The organism is Priestia sp. VA7, from assembly GCF_055710015.1.
Genome location: NZ_JBVQPN010000002.1, coordinates 592,170 through 610,802 on the forward strand (window position 1 = coordinate 592,170; position 18,633 = coordinate 610,802).

The window sequence follows — 18,633 nt, forward strand, 5'->3', positions numbered from 1 at the left end:
TCCGTCCGCGGATATTTATTTGTTGAATTTAAAAGAAGCTCCTTGTACGGTAATTTGTTGCGGTGTTAGAGCGTGATCCAATTCAACCAAAAATGGACGTTCTCCAACTTTTTTTAATGTATCATGGACAACACCTTGTGTTCCGCTGCAAAAAATAAGGTTTCCTCCATTGACATATAGTTTTTGACAACGTGCATCAAGTAAAGAGTCTTTGTAGCTTTCGCCAGACTGAACGTCCAGCAGTTTCGTCCACTTGCTGATGGATTCTTCGAGGTTATGTACAGCACAGTAAATATTTTTTAGCTGCAGCTGACCAGCTTGGTGGGAAGAAAGATCCGCTAGCTTTGGCTTGCGTTTTTCTTCTGGTTCACCCCATTCAATAAAAAAAGGAAGAGGCAGGGAATCGTGGTCAGCTTCAATAAAACACATTTTCCATTGAAGTCTTTCTCCATCATTGGTTTGGCGAGAACCCGCTACAGGACCTTTCACAGTGACGTTCTTGCTTTCCAGCTCTTTTATCAGCAAATCCATATCATCTGTACGAAGTGCAAATCGGCCAAAATGACCAAGCGGTGTATGTTCGTTAACAAGCTGCTGAATAAGGTCATTATCTGTAACGTTTTGAGCTAACGCGATATCTCTAAGCCCAAGCCATTCAATATAGCTGAGGTTAAAATAAGCCAACGTGTTAAAAGTGCCCCATTTTTCATGGATGCCGCCTTTAATGGCATTTATTCCGTATTCATTTAGTTCTTTCTGAGCTTTAATAGGATCAGGTGAAAAATGAACAAGATGATCAAAAGATAAGTGCATGGATAGGCCTCCTTTTAAAAGAGATTCTTTCCCATTATTATACGTTATTTTCCTTTCCAAGAAGAGTAAAACGAATGATTATGTAAGGTGTAAAATAGAGAGTTTAAAAAAGCAAGCCGTGTACGTTTGAGACTCGACTTGCTTTTGAGTTATTTAGCGACGACAGCCATGTCCTTTAAAGCAGCAGCCCAATGATTTATTAAACCATGGATATGAGCAGCAAGGTGAACCGCATTGACAGTGGTGATGACGGCTAGAACGACGAGTAGAGCGATAAGTAGAACGGCGGCTAGAACGACGAGTAGAGCGATAAGTAGAACGGCGGCTAGAACGACGAGTAGAGCGATAAGTAGAACGGCGGCTAGAACGACGAGTAGAGCAATAAGTAGAACGGCGGCTAGAACGACGAGTAGAGCGTCTTCTAGAGCTTTTACGTCGAGAATTTGGCTCTTGATACATAAATGTTTCGAGCTCCGTACAAGAGAGAGATTCTGCTGCTTCTCTAATTTTTTGAGCAGGGATATGCATACAAACACCTCCTTAGGGTCTAATTAAGTAGTACATAATAGAATACGTACCAAGAAAGCTTTTGGATATAGTGAAAACATGGAATTTGTCTAAATTTGTGAAAGAAATGGAGTGGTTTTCATGCTTCAAATCCTCGAACATCAAAGAGTGGATATCGCTCTTCAAATAGTAGCTGTGCAAGGAGAAGCTTATCAAGAAGAAGCAAGGCTCATTGGTTTTTCAGATATTCCTCAGCTTACAGAAAGCAAAGAAGATATTATGAAAAGCAAGGAAGTGTTTATCGGAGAAATGATTGAAGGTAAGCTAGCAGGAGTGCTGTCGTTTGAAAAAGAAAATGAGCGATTAACGATTTGCCGCCTCGTTGTGCGTCCTCGTTACTTTCGAAAAGGAATCGGAAGCTGTCTTTTAACACATGTACTTCAAAGATATTCTGAATGTGAATGTATAGTGTCTACAGCCGAAAAAAATACACCTGCGATTAAGCTGTACAAAGCGCATCAGTTTTCAATTATAAAACACACTGTAGCTGCTGATAACCTTGTGTTAGTAACGATGAAAAGAGATTAAGACATCGCTAAATTAATCTAAAGGCCAACAAATGAGCTACATGAGCTAGTAGGAATCGACTGTTGATTTCGGTGCAAGACTTCGCTTTCCGCGGGCGGCCGCTGAGCCTTCTCGTCGCTTGCGCTCCTGCGGGGTCTCATCTCTTCCGCCATTCCTCAGTAGTCTCCGTCTTGCTCTCCAATCAACACAGCTAGAATACTCATAACAATAAAAAAATCCGAACGCGTTGATTCTCCATCAAGAATCTCGATTCACCGTTCGGATCTTCTTTCGACTAAAATAATGTTGTCCCGGCCTCTACGATGAGAGTGTTTGCTCAGAATAATCTAGAGCTGTATGACGCTGAATCAGCAGTAAAGCAGCTAAAGTGACAACAGCTCCGATAATAAAAGGCAGCGTCATATTGAGTTTAAAGGCAAATGCACCAAGCAGAGGGCCAAAAATACGCCCTAAGCTATCCATTGAGGCGGTTAGCCCCGAAGCAGAGCCATATCCTACTTTGGTTCTCATCGTAATTAGTGAGAGGACACAAGGACGAATAAGGGCATTTCCTGCTGTAAATATGCACAAAAATAAGGTAGCATTAACGGCACTAGAAGATAACAAAATAGACGTAAATCCTATTGCTGAAACTAATAAGCCAATGGCCATCAGCTTTTTTTCATTTCCTTTTTTAAATCGCTGCAGCACACCGCCTTGAATCAGCGCTTGAGTTAAACCGCTCGCCATAAACATCCATCCGATTGTCGTAGGAGTAGCATTAATTTTCGCTATTTGAAAAAATTGAAAAGTAGCTTCTAAACCAGCGAGCGTAAAAGTCGCTAAAAATGAAAGAACATATAAATACTTCATAGCTCCTTGAAAATCTGACGTGAAGTCATGCCATCTCGATGTCTGTACTTTATCAGCAGATTCTTTTCGTAAAGATTCTTTTAACGTAAAGAATGAGAACGCTGTCATAATCAGTGACAAGATACCAGAGATAACGAAGGGAACAAACAAGCCGAAAGATGAAAGGACGCCGCCTAATGCCGGTCCAAAAATAAAGCCTAAGCCAATCGACATTCCTAACAGTCCCATTGCTTTCGTTCGGTTTTCTTCATCTGTACTATCAGAAGCATATGCAAAAGCACAAGGAATAACAGCTCCTGCAAACAAACCTCCGATGATGCGCGACGTATACATTAAAGTCAGAGAGTTTTCTGCCACCGAAAAAAGAAAAAAGCTTGCGCTAAAGCCGAGTAAGCCCCAAAGTAAGATGGGACGCCGGCCTTTTATATCGGAAAGCTTTCCCCAAAAAGGTGCGGTAATAAAAGATGCGATCGAATAGCTAGCCATTAGTATTCCTAAATTGACCGTGCTTGCACCCGTGGCACGAATAACTTCAGGTACGATGGGGATGATCACTCCAAAGCCGACAAATACCATAAAAATAACAAACATTAACGTTCCAAGCTGTTTGTTCATATGCAATTAAGCCCCTTTCTCTGTAGAACATGCCGTGAGTTTAGTATACCAAATACAAAGAAGTTTTTTACGTATATTTGGTAAAAAGCGTTTTATTTACAAATGGATAACTATGTTAATACTTACCTGTTGTGCTGAGGATGATACAATTAAAAGGAAAGGGACGTGAAGCGATTGCCAATATGGATTGTATTTGCTGGGATCATAGGCGGTCTTTTAGGGTTTGGGGCGCTAGTGGATTATATAGCTAAGAAGAGATGTATCGAATTAGATCCAGAAGAAGGAATAAAGAATGCTTCTGATGCAGAACAAATCTATGTGGAAAATTATCTTTATTAAACCAAAGAAAATAACAATCACTTTCAATTAAAAAAGCTTGGAGACGAATCTCCAAGCTTTTTTAATGCGGTAAAAAGATGAGCTGATAGAGAAATAAAACAGCAAAGACATACACAAGCGGATGGACTTGTTTGCCTTTTCCTTTTACCAGCTTCATTAACGGATAAGAAATGAAGCCAAGCGCAATTCCTGTTGCAATACTTGATGTAAGGGGCATCGCTAGAACAACTAAAAAGGCAGGGAACGCTTCATCAAAGTCATTCCAATTAATTTTAGCTACAGCGCCCATCATCAAGCTTCCGACAATAATTAATGCAGGTGAAGTAATAGCTGCTACGCCAGAAACCGAGCTTACAACTGGACTAAAGAACGCTGCCACAATAAATAAAATGGCTACCGTCACACCCGTTAGACCTGTACGTCCGCCTGCTGCTACACCAGATGAAGATTCAACGTAAGCCGTTGTTGGGCTTGTACCAAATAAAGCTCCAATCGTTGTACCAAATGAGTCAGCGAGCAATGCTTGACGTACGCGAGGCATCTTATTACCTTTCATAAGACCGGCCTGTTGAGCTACTCCTACCATTGTACCTGTTGTATCAAAAATTGTAACAAGTAAGAAAGAAAAAACAACTGTGTACAGATCATGATGAATAACATCTCCAAAAGCAGCAAAAGGATTTGAAATCATTAAGCCGTCTGGAAGGTGAGGAGAAGCAAACAAACCTTTATCAAATGAAAGCTGTCCTCTAAAGAAAGCAATTAACCCCGTAATAATCATACCGAAGAATAAAGCGCCATTTACATTTAGCGTATATAAAATGATTGTAATCGCAAGTCCAATCAGTGTTAAAACTACTTTTTCAGACTGCAAATCACCAAGTCCAATTAAATTTGACTTATTTGCAACAATAATACCGGCTGAACGAAGCCCGATAAAAGCAATAAATAAACCGATACCAGCACTAATCGCGTGCTTTAAATTGTTTGGAATAGCTTCAATTAATTTTTCACGAAACGATGTTAACGATAGGATGATAAAGATAATGCCCGCTACGAATACAGCTGAAAAAGCAGTAGCATAGTCGATACTTCCATTTGAACCAACAACTAAAGCAGCAAAGTATGCATTCATTCCCATACCGGGAGCAATAGCGATTGGATAGTTAGCTGCAAGAGCCATCCATAGCGTAGCTACGACTGCTGAAATAATAGTAGCTGTAAATACTTGATCAAAAGGAACGCCGGCGCTGGACAAAATAACTGGGTTCACAATGACGATATAAATCATGGTTAAAAACGTTGTAATACCAGCTAAAATCTCCGTTTTAGCATCCGTGTTATATTCTTTTAACTTAAACATAAGTAACCTCCAAAAATAACGAACATTAAAAGCAACATGATATATAATATTCGTTTTTTACTTGAAATGCAATAGATTTGCATATAAAAAATCAAAAACTAAAAAAGTGACGATAAAAGAGCTAAAACAAGTGTGAAATATTTCTTTTTTTCGGTGCTTTTTATAGTGTGTGCGTATAGAAGAGGCTCATACGAAAAAAGCCGCTTGGGCTGCGGCGGCTATGTTGCTTGTTTTGAGGAAACGACTATTGGAAATTTTATTTTAATGGAAAGAGTTAAATCGTTATACGTATATTCCAAGCGTCCGTGGTAGTTGGAAACAAGTTCAGAAATGATCCACGTGCCAAGGCCTTCGTGGCGTTCTTTCTTTTCTGTAACATGAAAAGAAGTAAACAAGTGATCTTGACGCTCTCGTGATAAAGGAGCAGTAGAATTGCTGACTTCTAAAATGTAAATGCCACTTCGGATCATACTCGAAACGGTTATCTCTTTTTTCTCAGAAGAATGAGCGGCTTCTAAAGCATTATGCAGTAAATTCATAATGAGATTCATTTGGTCAAGGTGCTTTAAAGGCAGCTGTGATAACGGTGAATCTAATTGAACATTCATATGTATTCCCCACGTATGTGCTTGATTCTTGCTTTGATGTACAACAGAAGCAACGTGCGAATGTTCACCTTGAATATATGAACGGGTATCATTCAAAGCTTCAACGTAATCTTGAATGTACTCTTGTGCCTGCTGTCTTTGATTTGTTTCTAGAAGATAGGATACGGCGCTGACATGTTTAATAAAATCATGTCTTTCAGCCCTTAACGCTTGAAAAAGCTCATTGTTTTTTTGAATTTCACGTGAAGTACTGTTTTCCCGGTTGGTTACGAATATGTATTGTTGATAAGAGGAAAACATGTCGGTCATGTAACCAATCATTGCGATAACGGTTAGGGCAATGCTAAAAGGTGAAGATAGGCTAAATAAAAGCAGGAAAAAAGACGTCAGTACGATTGCTTTTTTTATCGTTAGTGGAGGAGCCGTTTGATATTTCTTTCTCCATATAAAAAATGAACCAATTATAAAAGAACAAAGTAGGAGATGTAAACTAACAGGCAGGTCTTTAAAAAAGAGGAGCACGAAAACCGTTAGTAAAACTAGTGTGTAAAATAGTTTCATTTTAGATAGTCCCTCCTTTAAAAGTATTCTTTTTGCAAGATGTCTAAATTTGTTTTCGTGATTAAAGCTGTTTTTTCGGTGCTTTGAAACATCACTGAGTAGGAGTGCTTAGTATACAGGGAGAAATTTTGAATATAGGAAATGTTGATAATAAAAGCTCGATGAGACCTTAGAAAATGACTCGCTGTTAATTCTTTTTCAATTTCGTTTAATGATTGATAAGTACTAAATTCTCCATTTATCGTTATGATTGTGGTAGAGCGACCTGTTCGTTCTGCAAATATAATATCTTGTTTGTTCAGCACTTGCATTTCGGTTTTTTGTTTTAAAATAAGCTTATCTCTTGTGTCAGTTGATTGTTTTTTTTGATGAAAACGCTGAATACCTTTTAACAGACGCTCTTTAGAATAAGGCTTCATAATGTAGTCTAAAACGTTGAGTTCAAATGCATGAACGGCAAAGCCGCTGTGCCCAGTGACAAAGATGACTTGAATATCAAGTGCGTAAGCATTGATAGAGTCTGCAAGCTCATAACCTGATAGCTTTGGCATTTCAATATCTGTAATTAATAAATCAATTTCATTTTTTTTAATTTCGTTATAAGCTTCCTCCGCGCTGCTAGTCGAAAAAAGTATGTCTATATCATCTTCTCTTTCTAAAGAAATCCTCAATTTTTCTAAATCATATGAATGATCATCCACTAATCCTACTTTCATAAATAAAAACCCTCTTTGTTTCATTCTATTGGATATTACCACACTATTTTACCATGATTTACAAGATAGAAAGGACGTTTCGCGACATAAAAAACCCTCTTTATGACAAGATGGAAGATGCTGTATGAAAAATAAGCTAAGATAGATTCAATCACAGTAAAAGGGGAGAGCAGATATGATTGAAATCAAAGGTGTGACGAAATATTTTAAAGAGAAAAAGCAAACAATTGCAGCTGTTCAAGATATTCATGTAACCATCGCACAAGGAGAAATTGTAGGACTATTAGGTGAAAATGGAGCGGGGAAAACAACTCTTTTACGTATGCTGTCGACTGTACTTGAACCATCGGAAGGTAATATGTTCATTCACGGAATAAACATTCATAAACAGCCTGATAAAATAAAGAAAAAAATCGGCGTCCTTTTTGGCGGTGAAACAGGTTTATACGACCGTTTGACTGCGCGTGAAAACTTAGCTTATTTTGCTAAGTTTTATGGAATGAGCAAACATGAAACAAAGATAAGGATTGAGGAACTGGCCAAACGTTTTGGAATGAAAGACTACTTGGATCGCCGCGTCGGAGGCTTTTCAAAAGGAATGCGTCAAAAAGTAGCCATTGCACGCACTATTCTTCATAACCCGGACGTTATCCTATTTGATGAGCCGACTACAGGGTTAGACATTACATCAGCAAACATGTTTCGTGAGCTTATTAAAAGTCTGCAAAGAGAAGGAAAAACGATTGTTTTTTCCAGTCACATTATGGAAGAAGTGGAGATGCTATGTCAGTCTATCATCATGATTCATAAAGGAAAAATGATTTATCAAGGAACAAATGAACAGCTTTATAAAGAAGAGGAAAGCACAGACTTAAACTACATCTTTATGTCGCGTATCGTGAGGGGGGCTTAATATGATTTGGCATATTTATAAAAAAGAGTTAATTGATTGTTTGCGAGATCGAAAGACGATTATCTTTAGTGTGTTGATTCCTATTTTATTAAATGTAGGGAGTATCTTTTTTGCCGACAAAATGATGGCTAGTGATCAAATAGATTCTATGTCTGTAGCTGTTACAAAGAATTCTGATGCCAGTGTGATCGATTGGTTAAAAAACGATGACAACATTAAAGTAATTGAAAGTAAAAATCCACTCAGCGCTGTAGAACAAGGGAAAGCGTTAGCGGCGTTAAAGATACCAGGTAATTTTTCTTCAGAAATGCGTAACATGAAATCGCCAGAAGTTACTGTTTATATTGATTCATCCAGTATGAACTCAGGCGCTACGGCGGATTATATACAAAATATATTAAATAAACATCGAGAAGCTATAGTTACCGAACGCTTAGGTCAATTAAATGTCAATAGTCAAACGATTGCTCCGTTTAATGTGGTTGAAAAAGGAGTGTCTAAGGAAGATGACGGCTCTTTAACTATGATTGCGATGTTTGCCCCAATGATTATCATTATGGGCGTTTTAGGTGGTATTCTTCCTTCTGCAAATGATATCTTTGCCGGTGAAAAAGAACGAAAGACGATGGAAGCTTTATTGATGTCTCCTGTCAAAAGAACTCAATTATTGGTTGGGAAATGGCTGACTATCTCTACATTCGGTATCATAAGCGGCCTTTTGTCGACATTGGCCTTTGTTTTGTCTGTACGTTATTTAACAACGGTATTAAATAATGCACTGCAGCTTAAGGGGCATTTTACAACCTTTATTTTCTCATTTTTAGTTAGTCTTACTTTACTAGCGCTTCTAGGAGCTATGGTATTATGTATTCTTAGCCTTTTAGCAAGTTCGGTTAAAGAAGCGCAAAGCTACACATCCCAGATTATGATGGTAGCGATACTTCCATACTTTTTACTGATGGGAAAATCCGTACACGAACTGCAGCCAAGCGGATTCTTAATTCCTATTTATAACGTATTTGCACTTATGAAACAGCTTCTCTACGGTGTCTATGACATGCAGAGTCTTGCCTATACAATAGGAAGCTTGTCGGTTTGTACAGTTGTTTTATTTACGATTGGTTATACGATGTTTACCAAAAGCCGCTGGGTGCTTGGTAAAGGTTAAGAGACTGGGCAAAAGTAGTTTAGTTGAAGGAAGGTCCGAACGATAAGTCGAGGTTCTTGATAAAGAATCCAACTCGTTCGGATTTTTTCATTGTTATGATTATCGTATGTGTAGTTGTTTATCTCTAGATTCAATTGATTTCGTTATGTCTCAACTTTTTGTGTAGGGAAAGAGCAATTAAAAGAGAATGTAGGAAGAAAGGAGAGTGAGACAGTTGCATCCTATTATAGTAGAAGAAATTCCTGACTCTATAAAAAAGTATGTGAAACAAATCGAAAAAGTGACGTTTCCAAAGCAGGGATGTACGTCGGATGTTGGTATCCTTCATACCGCTAAAGGAAGGTATGTTTTAAAGCGGACAAAAGGGGAAAAGTACAGAAAATGGTTATATAAGGAATATTATGTATTAAAGAATATACAAGCACTGGCAGAATGTCGAAGTCCGATCGTTTACAAATTCGTCAAAACAGCAGAAGAGAGCTGGCTGCTGCTAGAATTTTTTGAAGGAAAAACTGTAAGAGAGTATTTAGAGAAAGAAGATAATGAAGAAAAGCGCGAGCACATTGTCTACGAAATGGGGCGTCTTCTTGCTCGCATTCACGATGCGAAGTGTCCAGAACAATTAGTGAGTAAGCAGCTGTGGATCCACCGAATGCTGCAAGAGGCAGAGTACAATTTAATCCACTATAAGGTAGACGGAAATCAACAGCTGCTAAAACAACTGCAGAAGCAAAACATGATATGCAAACAAGAGGTGCTTATTCACGGAGACTACACGATTGATAATGTACTTGTGCACGACGGTCGGATAACAGCTGTTATTGACTGGAGCGGAGGAACTTGGGGAGACGCTCGTTATGATATGGCCCTTGCTGTTCGCTTTGAAGACGGAATTTTTACAGGTAAAGAGCGCGCGTGTTTTTTTAAGGGATACGGCAAGGGGATTTCACAGCACGAATTTTGTTATTTTGCAGAAGGATTGTACGAGTTTTTCTAAGCAATAATGACATCATTTTCTTCATTTGTTGAACGTCCACTTTCTTTGACGAATTCATACTAGTTTTGTCACGTATGAAGGGATTTAAAAATTTCTCTCGAAATGGCTAGTAAATGAAAAAAATGGAGGGATGGAACATGACGATGAAAACGGTAGATGTGGCAAAAGCGCTAGGAATACATCCAAGTACGGTATTAAAGTGGGTCAAAATGGCAGATATCGAGCTAGAGAGAAATGAATCGGGACACTGTGAGTTTACAGAAGAAAATGTTGAAGCACTTAGAAACTTTCAAAAAAACCGCAATCGTCAAGCCGTCGTCAAAGTGGTAGAAAAAGTAGTGGAAAAAGAGGAAGTCGTTATATCTGATGAACGTGCACAAGACATGCAAAAGCAGCTTGATCAGCTTTTTTTAAGGCTAATTGAAAATGAAAAGCGTACAGAAGAAAAAGCGGGAGAAGTAGTGACTTTTCAAATTTTAGAGCATCGTTCAGAAATCGATCGATTAAATAAAGTTATTACGAAATTAGAAAATCGAGTAGTGGAACTTGAAAGTCAGTTAAAAAGTGAAGACAGCTTAAAAGGTAAAAAGCCTGTTCCGAGATGGAGAAGCTTTTTAACCGGTATTTTTAGCTATTAGCAGCGATTTACCATAACGGTAAATCGCCTTTTTTATGGAATTTTATGAAAAATACATCAATTTGTACGGAATTGTGGAAAAAAATCTCAATAATAGTTGACGAAACGCTTAGTAATTTGATAAAACTAATTAAGTTAAGAAAGTGAAATACTTTCGTAAATACATATTCGTTATCAGGCGATAGCGTTAAGGAGAGTGACAAGTGAAAAAAAGAGAAGAGCTCGTTCAAGAAATGGAGACGCTGTTTCGCTTTGTGTTCAGACAGCTACGCCAAGAAATTAATGAAGTATACAATTCAGAGCTATCAACAAATGAATTTATGGTGCTTCGTATGCTGGTTGATTCCGGCAGGCAGCGATCAACTGATTTATCAAAGTATCTTCAGGTTTCAGCAAGCCACATTACCGCGGTAACCGACTTGCTTTTATCAAAAGGCTACATTGCACGCAAACGGTCTGAAAACGATCGGCGTATTATTGATATCGAACTGACCAAGGAAGGACAGGATATTTTTAATGCTATTCAAGAGAAGAAACGAGCCTATTTCCTTGAGCGTTTTGAGCACTTTACAGATAAAGAAATTGAAACGGTGAATAAACTGTTTCACAAAATTAAAGGCGATCAAAAATAAAGCGCTTTAAATGCGGAAGAATAATCAGCGAACATGGCTTTCACTGATTATTTTTTTGTCTTAAAACGCAAAGAGTATGAAAGGCAAGTTAGTTGGTGAGAACATAAAATCAGCGTATAATAATAGAAAGAACACATGAAGGAGGTCATCTTTTTGACAGAACAATATGAAGTAGCAACTTTTGCCGGCGGCTGTTTTTGGTGTATGGTGAAGCCCTTTGATGAACAGCCAGGCATTATAAAAGTTGTATCTGGCTATACAGGCGGTCACAAAGAGAACCCGACGTACAAAGAAGTATGCTCAGAAACAACGGGCCACTATGAAGCGGTCCAAATTACATTTGATCCAGAGGTTTTTCCATATGAAAAGCTTTTAGAACTATACTGGCCTCAAATTGATCCAACTGATGCAGGCGGACAATTTGCGGATCGAGGCGATTCATATCGAACAGCTATTTTTTATCACAATGAACACCAAAAGGCACTAGCTGAAGAATCGAAGCAGCAATTAGAAGCAAGCGGTCGTTTTTCTGAGCCGATTGCTACACAAATTCTACCGGCAAAACCGTTTTATGAAGCGGAAGAATACCATCAAGGTTACTATAAGAAAAATAAATTCCGCTATGCTATGTATCGACGCGGGTCTGGACGTGATCGTTTTATTAAAGAAAACTGGAAAGACTTTGGACGCGACGAGCAGCTGAAAACGACATTAACGCCTATTCAGTATGAAGTTACTCAAAATGACGCAACGGAACCTCCGTTTCGCAATGAATTTTGGGATCATACAGAAGATGGTATTTATGTAGATATCGTATCAGGAGAGCCGTTGTTTAGTTCAACTGATAAATATGATGCCGGATGCGGATGGCCGTCTTTCACAAAAGCCATTAATAAAGATGAAGTAAAAGAAAACATGGACGTTAGTCATAATATGGTTCGTACAGAAGTACGAAGCAAGACGGCTAACTCTCATTTAGGTCATTTATTTGACGATGGTCCGCAAGATGCAGGCGGCTTGCGCTACTGCATCAACTCAGCAGCTCTTCGCTTTGTTCCGAAAGAAGATTTAGAAAAAGAAGGATACGGGGAATATACGGTTTTATTTAACAAATAAAATAATATGAGAAGAAGAGCGTGATTCAACTTAAAGTTGGCTCACGCTCTTCTTTTTGTGCTTTCTTTTGTTTTATTTTGGCTCGAATGAGGCTATAGAGAAAAAGGAAAGGAATGTAGCCATAAATAAAGTAAAAGCCGGTCATGGATAATCGTGTATTAAGCTGATCGATGGTTTCCCGATCATCAAAGAAAATAGAGAAACCAAGAAGGGCAATAAGAGCTAATATGAGAAAAATCGTAGGCGGCTTATTAAATGTTTTACTAAATCCACGAATGGTACACCATATGCTGACAGCAATAGTAGGAAGAACAACTAAAAGCCACAGAGCAATTAAAATATATTCAAAACGCTGTAAAAATGGAATTTCAATAATTTTAGCCATCGTTAAAGTTGGCCAGATCGTATGCATTAACTGTCCCTGGCTAAAGTAGGCAAAGGATACTAATGCTGTGCACAAATATAAAAAAGTGCTAAACAAAACGCCAAGCTGCCCCCATTTTTGGCTAGTGGCACCATTTTTTATAAAAGGATAGAAAAAAAGCACGGATTCAAACCCTAAATTCTCAAAGGTCATCACTTTAGTCGAAATTAAAAATTCCCATATCGTGTGATCAAACAAAGGAAATAAATTGTTAATGTGTCCATATTTTAATGGATAAAGTAAGGAAAATATGAGCGGCAAGGGAAGCATAACCCCAAAAAAAGCAATTCCAGTGATCACGCGAAACCCACCGGAAACTGTATAGTATATAATAGGCAAGTAAACAAGTGATACAATCCATGTTTCTAACTGCGGAAACATCCATATTTGTAAAATTTCTACGTACGTTCGGTAAATGGTTAACGCAAAAATAAAATAATAAGCCGATGCGGCAAGAGTTAAAGCTCCTCCGAGGTATTTCCCGAAATATAACCGGTGAATATCAACAATATCGCTGTTTTCGCGGATTAAGATATTAAAAACCATGGCTAGTAAAATACAGACGCTGATCGCAGCAAGGATGATAGATATCCATGCTTCATAACCAGCTCCTTTAATAATGAGACGCTGAAATCCTAGTATCCCAACGCCAATTTGCGTAGAATGCACTAGAAAAAAAAGAAAAGAAGGGGAAACTTGATTTTCTTCTTTAATTGTATTGTGCATCTTTTCTTCCTCCTAGTTGCTAATACCGGTTTGAATAAGATGAACGCGAGCTTTTACTTCAATATTCATATCCGGATATTGCGCTTTGAATTTTTCACTATTAAACCCTCGCGTTTTACTTCGAACATAATCTGTAAAACAGATGGGGTCGATTTGGTGCTGCTGAAGCTTCTTAATAAAGACATTCCCATCTTTTTCAATATCTTTTTGGAGCGTTTTTTCCACCATTTTAATACTAGCTGGTTCTGTTAAATTTATCCATCCAGGAAACTCTTTTACAAGGCCATCGATAGTTAAGTGCGCAATAATACTTGGATTTTGATGGTTTCCTTTAATTTCATATCTTGTTTTGGTGCGCAAGTTTTGCAGTATAATTTCGCCTTTACGGTCACTTTCTTTAATTTTTACCGAGTAGCGGCCGTGCTTTGCTCCGCTTGTTAGCAACTTAAATAAAAACGTTTCTTTCATTCCGATGGTTGTAACGACTTTTTGTTTTTTGAAAAGCGCCAGTCCCTTTAATTTAATGGCATCTTTTTGCTGCGCTAAAACAGGAAGATAAGGGTCGCGGTCGTCGCTAAAAAAACTGAATAAAAAAATTTGTAAATTGGTGTTAGGCAAATTTTCTGTGCGGATATTTTGTTCGATTAAATTAGAAATAAACTGATAGTCTTTAATTTTCTTTTTCGTAACAGAGCTCAATAATTCATGTGCGTTGCCATCTGCAATGCTTAATTTAATATTACGTCCAAGGTCTGGATTTCTAGCAATTGTGTTTACTAATTCATCCACGCCATGTGTTGCAAATTCTTTTCCCATGACGATGCTCCTCAGCTGCCCAAAAGCGACTGGAAGAGATGATTTATTGTTTAAACGAAGCGGAATATCAAAGGATGAATTAGCAGTAGCCGCAATAATACTTGGTTCTTCCGTTGGTCCATATTTATAGATAGGGTATAAAATGGTTCCTCTGACTTTATTACTTTGAGGAATATAATCATATCCGATGGAGTTGACTACTTGAATTTCGTCAATCGTTTCACGATCTGCACAGCTTGTTAAGAAAGTAAGGCAAGTGCATAAAATAAGTATTTTCTTCATGACGTTTCCTCGCTTTACTCGTTATCTAAATTACTTTTTCTTTTAGCCTTATTCGCTTTATTAGGGTTATAGCGAAAGCGTTCTAAAGGACGCAAGTAGCTTGGCCGCTTAGCCGTATGACTATAGGGCAATCGCAGAAAGGTATCCCTATACTCTGTTGGACGAAACGGAAAAAGCGGAACAAGATAAGGCATGCCCAAAGATTTTAAACGAAGTAAATGAACCAGTAAGAAACAAAAACCAAAGGTGATGCCGACTAAACCGAATGCAGTGGCAAACAAAATAAACGGAAAACGTAGCAGCCGGATGGTATTAGACATTTTAAAAATAGGCGTTGTAAAAGAAGCTAAAGCTGTGAGTGAAACAATAATAAGCAAAATATTGCTTGTTAATGCAGCTTCTACTGTTGCTTGCCCAATAACAATCCCGCCTACGATTCCCAGCGTTTGACCTACTTTTGTTGGAAGTCTGGCTCCGGCTTCACGAAGCAGTTCAATGGTGATTTCTAAAAAAAGTACTTCGATGACGGGTGGAAAAGGAACGTTGGTCCTTGAAAAGATAATAGGACCCAGCAGATCTTTTGGAAGCATCTCATAATGATACGTAACAATGGCTACATAAAGAGGCGTAGCAAAAATAGAGAAAAAGACGCCTAAAATACGAATAACTCGGAAAAACGATCCTAGAACCCATGGTAAATAGTAATCTTCAGGTGAAACAAAGAAGTCAAGCAGCGTTGACGGCCCCGTAACTGCGTAGGGTGAACCGCTTGAAAAGAAGGCAGCTTGCCCGTTTAACAGACTAAACAAGACTCGGTCAATCCGCTCTGTTGTTAAAAAAAGCGGAAACGCTGTAGAAGAATTATCGGAAATTAATTGATCAAGCATTGTACTATCAAAAATGACGTCGAAATCTATATCTTCAAGGCGCTGGGTCATAGTGTCCACGTGCTGAAGATTCGTTACGCCTTCTAAGTAAACAAGCACCACGCGCGTTTTCGATTTATTTCCTACGGTGAGTTCTTTAAAAATAAGGTTTTCGGAAATGACCGTTTTTCTCATTAAATAGAGATTGACATCTAAATCCTCTACAAAACCAATTTTAGGACCAACAACGCTGAACTCATTTTCCGTTTCATTTTCTTTTCGAAAACCTGTATCAAAGCTTTGAACTTTAATAAGCGCTACTAGCTTATCGTCTTTATGTAATTGAAACATTACGTAGCCGCGCAGCATCTTTTCTAAAATCTCTTTTGTATCTTTTGTAACGGAAATATCTTCGATTGGCAGCACGTTTTCGACTTCTTGCACGCTGCTTAACGTGAAATCTAGTTTTTGAAAGGGCTCGAGTATTTTATCTTCAACGCTTTGCATGTTTACGAGCTGCTTAAAATAAGTAATGATGTATTTTCGATGCTGTGAGCCAATGGCTAATGTCATAAAGTCACTTGATTTCTTAAACTGTTTAATCAGTTCATCCAATGATTTTTTGGGCTGATCGTCTGCATTCTTTTTTTTAAATAAATGTTTAAACATAACCGTGCCCCTCACTTGACTTTCTATTACTGGTAGTTTGTTCATGTACTTCCTTTTTATTCGACTATTTTTTCTCAAGAAGAAAGGAAGAATATAAAGACAAACTTTACACTCTTTTACAGTGGATAAACAGTGGATTTACGTTTGAATGGTAACTTTAGACATGTCGAAGATAATGAAATAAAGGAGCGGGTACATTTATATGAAGAAAAAATTAGCAGGTATTACACTGGCAGGAGCCGTAGCATTGGCCTCGTTTGGTGTAGGAAACTCACTTATTCAAACGGAAGCAAAAGTGGAGCACAAGTCAGCTAAGAAACCTCAAAATGTCATTATGATGGTAATGGACGGGACGAGTTCAAATGCTACTACACTCGCAAGATGGTACAAGGGAAAACCGTTACATATGGATCAGCTGATGGCCGGGGGAGTACGTGCGTATTCGGCAGAATCTGCTATTACAGATTCCGCTCCGGCAGCTACTGCTTTAGCAACAGGAAATAAATCAAATTCAGGCTATGTAGGTGTGCTTCCTTCAGTAGTGAATACACCTGGAATTAAACCCGTAGAAAAAGAAGATCAGTTTCGTCCCGTAGCAAACGTTCTAGAAGGAGCAAAGCTTTCAGGGCGCGCGACAGGAATTGTGGCTACTTCTGAAATCCAGCACGCCACACCAGCTGGTTTTTCAGCCCACAACTATAACCGTGATGATTTTCAAACGCTAGCGGAGCAGCAAGTGTATCAAAACATTGATGTAGTGCTTGGAGGAGGTAAGCAATCTCTTCTTCCGGGAAAAGAAGAAAAAAGCCGGAAAGATAGTGAAAACTTAGTCAATGTATTGAATAAAAGAGGATATGACTTTGTAGAAAATAAAAAGGAATTAGAGCAGTCACGCGCCAAAAAAATCTGGGGGAGCTTCGCCGACCGAGACTTAGCGTATGATATGGACCGACCGCAGACAAAAGCAGAACAGCCAAAGTTGTCCCAGATGACAAATAAAGCAATAACAACACTATCCAAAGATAAAGACGGTTTTTTCTTATTTGTTGAAGGAAGCAAAACCGATTGGGCAGCTCATGCGAATGATCCAATAGGCATGATTAGCGATGTACTAGCGTTTGATGAAGCAGTAGGCAAAGCAGTAGAGTTCGCTGAAAAAGATGGAAATACGATGGTTATTGCGATTGCCGATCACGGAAACAGCGGTCTTTCAATCGGTAATGCAAATACAACAAAAGGATATGATACCACACCTGTTTCTGCTTATATTGATCCATTAAAAAAAGCAAAAATGACGTTAGAAGGTGCTACGTCTAAATTAAAAGAAGATTTATCAAATAAAGAAGAAGTAGCTGCTCTGTATGGTTTATCAAATCTAACTTCAGGGGAAAAAGCGCAGCTGACTAAAGCAAGAGATAAAAAAGAAATCAGTGCTGCACTATCGAAGTTATTAGCCAACCGAGCAAACCTTGGATTCACAACGGGCGGTCATACGGGTGAGGATGTATTTCTGTATTCATACGGCGTAAATCGACCAACAGGGCACTTTGATAATACGGATATTGCCAAACATATAGCTAAATCGATGAATATTAACTTAAACCAGTTAACAAATGAATTATTTATTGAAGCAAATAAAGCTTTTAAAGGCTCAAAGGTAGCGGTTGACTCAAAAGACAAAAACAACCCTGTGCTGGTTGTTACAAACAATAAGCGAACGGTGCGTTTTCCAGTAAATAAAAATATTGCTATTGTAAATGGAAAAGAAATTCAAATGGACAGCGTAGTGGTACAGGATAAAAAGAATCGCTTCTTTGTATCAAAACAAGCCCAGCAAATTGTAAAAAATGAAAAATAAGAAATGAATGCAAAACAGGCCGGGTTATAACTTTAGGCCTGTTTTTTTACAAATAATAGATGGTTAATTAGGTTATGTAGCCTTTATAGAGGAATGAAGCTATTTATTTTACAAATAAATAGCTTTGAACACTTAAAGAAATGGAAAGTCTTCACGTTTAACTATATGTGATTTATACTATGAAATGGTATAATAATCATAGTTTTAAAAGGAACTAGTTCGGAATACATATGTAAGTTCATACCTTTATATGCTAGAATTTTTATAATAAAATGAATAAAAAATACATAAATTCTTTTGGATGAAATCACAAAATCATGATTGTTAAGGACAATATGTAAGTAATTACCTTTAATAAAAAGTAAAAAAATTAACAAAAGTATGGGTGAAAGAGCGTAGAACATGTTTTAATAGTAAGAGAAAACAAAATGATTGAAAAGAGCGTGTCGCCTTTATCTAAAATGTTAAATAAAGATTTTGACATGCTGATTTACAGATTATAAAAAGGGTATTAAATCATTGTTAGGAAAATAAATGATAATGGATAAACGGTTTTTATGTCTTCTT

18 protein-coding genes are annotated in these 18,633 nt (G+C 37.9%); 9 read left to right on the forward strand and 9 right to left on the reverse strand.

The window, feature by feature from the left end:
* Positions 1-15 precede the first annotated feature (15 nt).
* A complete protein-coding gene (locus AC0C45_RS09520) occupies positions 16-813 on the reverse strand; it encodes a VOC family protein (RefSeq protein WP_047931187.1) in 798 nt (265 codons plus the stop codon).
* Between the two features lie 153 nt (positions 814-966).
* Positions 967-1,341, reverse strand: coding sequence for a CotG/ExsB N-terminal domain-containing protein (locus tag AC0C45_RS09525; RefSeq protein ID WP_257063075.1), 375 nt, complete (start codon positions 1,339-1,341; stop codon positions 967-969).
* Between the two features lie 120 nt (positions 1,342-1,461).
* Here AC0C45_RS09525 and AC0C45_RS09530 point away from each other — a divergent pair, with 120 nt between their 5' ends.
* Entirely contained in the window at positions 1,462-1,908 is a 447-nt protein-coding gene (locus AC0C45_RS09530; protein ID WP_047931185.1) for a GNAT family N-acetyltransferase, read from the forward strand.
* 297 nt (positions 1,909-2,205) lie between these two features.
* Here the strand turns inward: AC0C45_RS09530 and AC0C45_RS09535 are convergent, their stop codons facing one another.
* Positions 2,206-3,375, reverse strand: coding sequence for an MFS transporter (locus tag AC0C45_RS09535; RefSeq protein ID WP_013082183.1), 1,170 nt, complete (start codon positions 3,373-3,375; stop codon positions 2,206-2,208).
* A gap of 165 nt (positions 3,376-3,540) precedes the next feature.
* On the opposite strand from AC0C45_RS09535, the gene AC0C45_RS09540 reads away from it, so the two are divergent.
* Positions 3,541-3,714 (forward strand): hypothetical protein, encoded by a 174-nt coding sequence (locus tag AC0C45_RS09540; protein ID WP_257063076.1) that lies wholly within the window; start codon positions 3,541-3,543, stop codon positions 3,712-3,714.
* Positions 3,715-3,775: 61 nt separating this feature from the next.
* Here the strand turns inward: AC0C45_RS09540 and AC0C45_RS09545 are convergent, their stop codons facing one another.
* From AC0C45_RS09545 to AC0C45_RS09555, 3 genes are all read right to left on the reverse strand, one after another.
* Entirely contained in the window at positions 3,776-5,077 is a 1,302-nt protein-coding gene (locus AC0C45_RS09545; protein ID WP_013055916.1) for an NCS2 family permease, read from the reverse strand.
* 218 nt (positions 5,078-5,295) lie between these two features.
* Entirely contained in the window at positions 5,296-6,246 is a 951-nt protein-coding gene (locus AC0C45_RS09550; protein ID WP_047931184.1) for a sensor histidine kinase, read from the reverse strand.
* Between the two features lie 17 nt (positions 6,247-6,263).
* The gene (locus tag AC0C45_RS09555) at positions 6,264-6,962 is read right to left on the reverse strand and encodes a LytR/AlgR family response regulator transcription factor (RefSeq protein WP_047931183.1); all 699 of its coding nucleotides are present in this window, start codon (positions 6,960-6,962) and stop codon (positions 6,264-6,266) included.
* A gap of 175 nt (positions 6,963-7,137) precedes the next feature.
* Here AC0C45_RS09555 and AC0C45_RS09560 point away from each other — a divergent pair, with 175 nt between their 5' ends.
* The 6 genes from AC0C45_RS09560 (at position 7,138) to msrA (ending at position 12,425) form a co-directional block, all read left to right on the forward strand.
* Positions 7,138-7,875 carry an ABC transporter ATP-binding protein gene (locus tag AC0C45_RS09560; protein WP_047931182.1) on the forward strand — a complete coding sequence of 246 codons (738 nt, stop codon included), beginning with the start codon at positions 7,138-7,140 and terminating at the stop codon, positions 7,873-7,875.
* Position 7,876: 1 nt separating this feature from the next.
* A complete protein-coding gene (locus AC0C45_RS09565) occupies positions 7,877-9,043 on the forward strand; it encodes an ABC transporter permease (RefSeq protein ID WP_472928110.1) in 1,167 nt (388 codons plus the stop codon).
* Between the two features lie 205 nt (positions 9,044-9,248).
* Positions 9,249-10,040: a phosphotransferase family protein gene (locus AC0C45_RS09570; RefSeq protein WP_233335074.1), complete on the forward strand. Its 792-nt coding sequence runs from the start codon at positions 9,249-9,251 to the stop codon at positions 10,038-10,040.
* Between the two features lie 137 nt (positions 10,041-10,177).
* Positions 10,178-10,678 (forward strand): MerR family transcriptional regulator, encoded by a 501-nt coding sequence (locus AC0C45_RS09575; protein WP_034653601.1) that lies wholly within the window; start codon positions 10,178-10,180, stop codon positions 10,676-10,678.
* 202 nt (positions 10,679-10,880) lie between these two features.
* Positions 10,881-11,309 carry a MarR family winged helix-turn-helix transcriptional regulator gene (locus tag AC0C45_RS09580; protein ID WP_013082191.1) on the forward strand — a complete coding sequence of 143 codons (429 nt, stop codon included), beginning with the start codon at positions 10,881-10,883 and terminating at the stop codon, positions 11,307-11,309.
* 153 nt (positions 11,310-11,462) lie between these two features.
* On the forward strand, positions 11,463-12,425 hold the full coding sequence (gene msrA / locus AC0C45_RS09585; protein ID WP_080743077.1) for a peptide-methionine (S)-S-oxide reductase MsrA: 963 nt from the start codon (positions 11,463-11,465) through the stop codon (positions 12,423-12,425).
* Between the two features lie 25 nt (positions 12,426-12,450).
* On the opposite strand, the gene AC0C45_RS09590 is transcribed toward msrA, so the two are convergent.
* Genes AC0C45_RS09590 through AC0C45_RS09600 form a run of 3 tightly spaced genes read right to left on the reverse strand, consistent with a single transcriptional unit; the run spans position 12,451 to position 16,208 of the window.
* On the reverse strand, positions 12,451-13,575 hold the full coding sequence (locus AC0C45_RS09590) for a GerAB/ArcD/ProY family transporter (RefSeq protein WP_472928111.1): 1,125 nt from the start codon (positions 13,573-13,575) through the stop codon (positions 12,451-12,453).
* Between the two features lie 12 nt (positions 13,576-13,587).
* A complete protein-coding gene (locus AC0C45_RS09595) occupies positions 13,588-14,673 on the reverse strand; it encodes a Ger(x)C family spore germination protein (protein ID WP_047931176.1) in 1,086 nt (361 codons plus the stop codon).
* Positions 14,674-14,687: 14 nt separating this feature from the next.
* Entirely contained in the window at positions 14,688-16,208 is a 1,521-nt protein-coding gene (locus AC0C45_RS09600; RefSeq protein WP_472928112.1) for a spore germination protein, read from the reverse strand.
* A 202-nt stretch (positions 16,209-16,410) separates the two neighbouring features.
* Here AC0C45_RS09600 and AC0C45_RS09605 point away from each other — a divergent pair, with 202 nt between their 5' ends.
* Positions 16,411-18,066, forward strand: coding sequence for an alkaline phosphatase (locus tag AC0C45_RS09605; protein WP_472928113.1), 1,656 nt, complete (start codon positions 16,411-16,413; stop codon positions 18,064-18,066).
* Positions 18,067-18,633 lie beyond the last annotated feature (567 nt).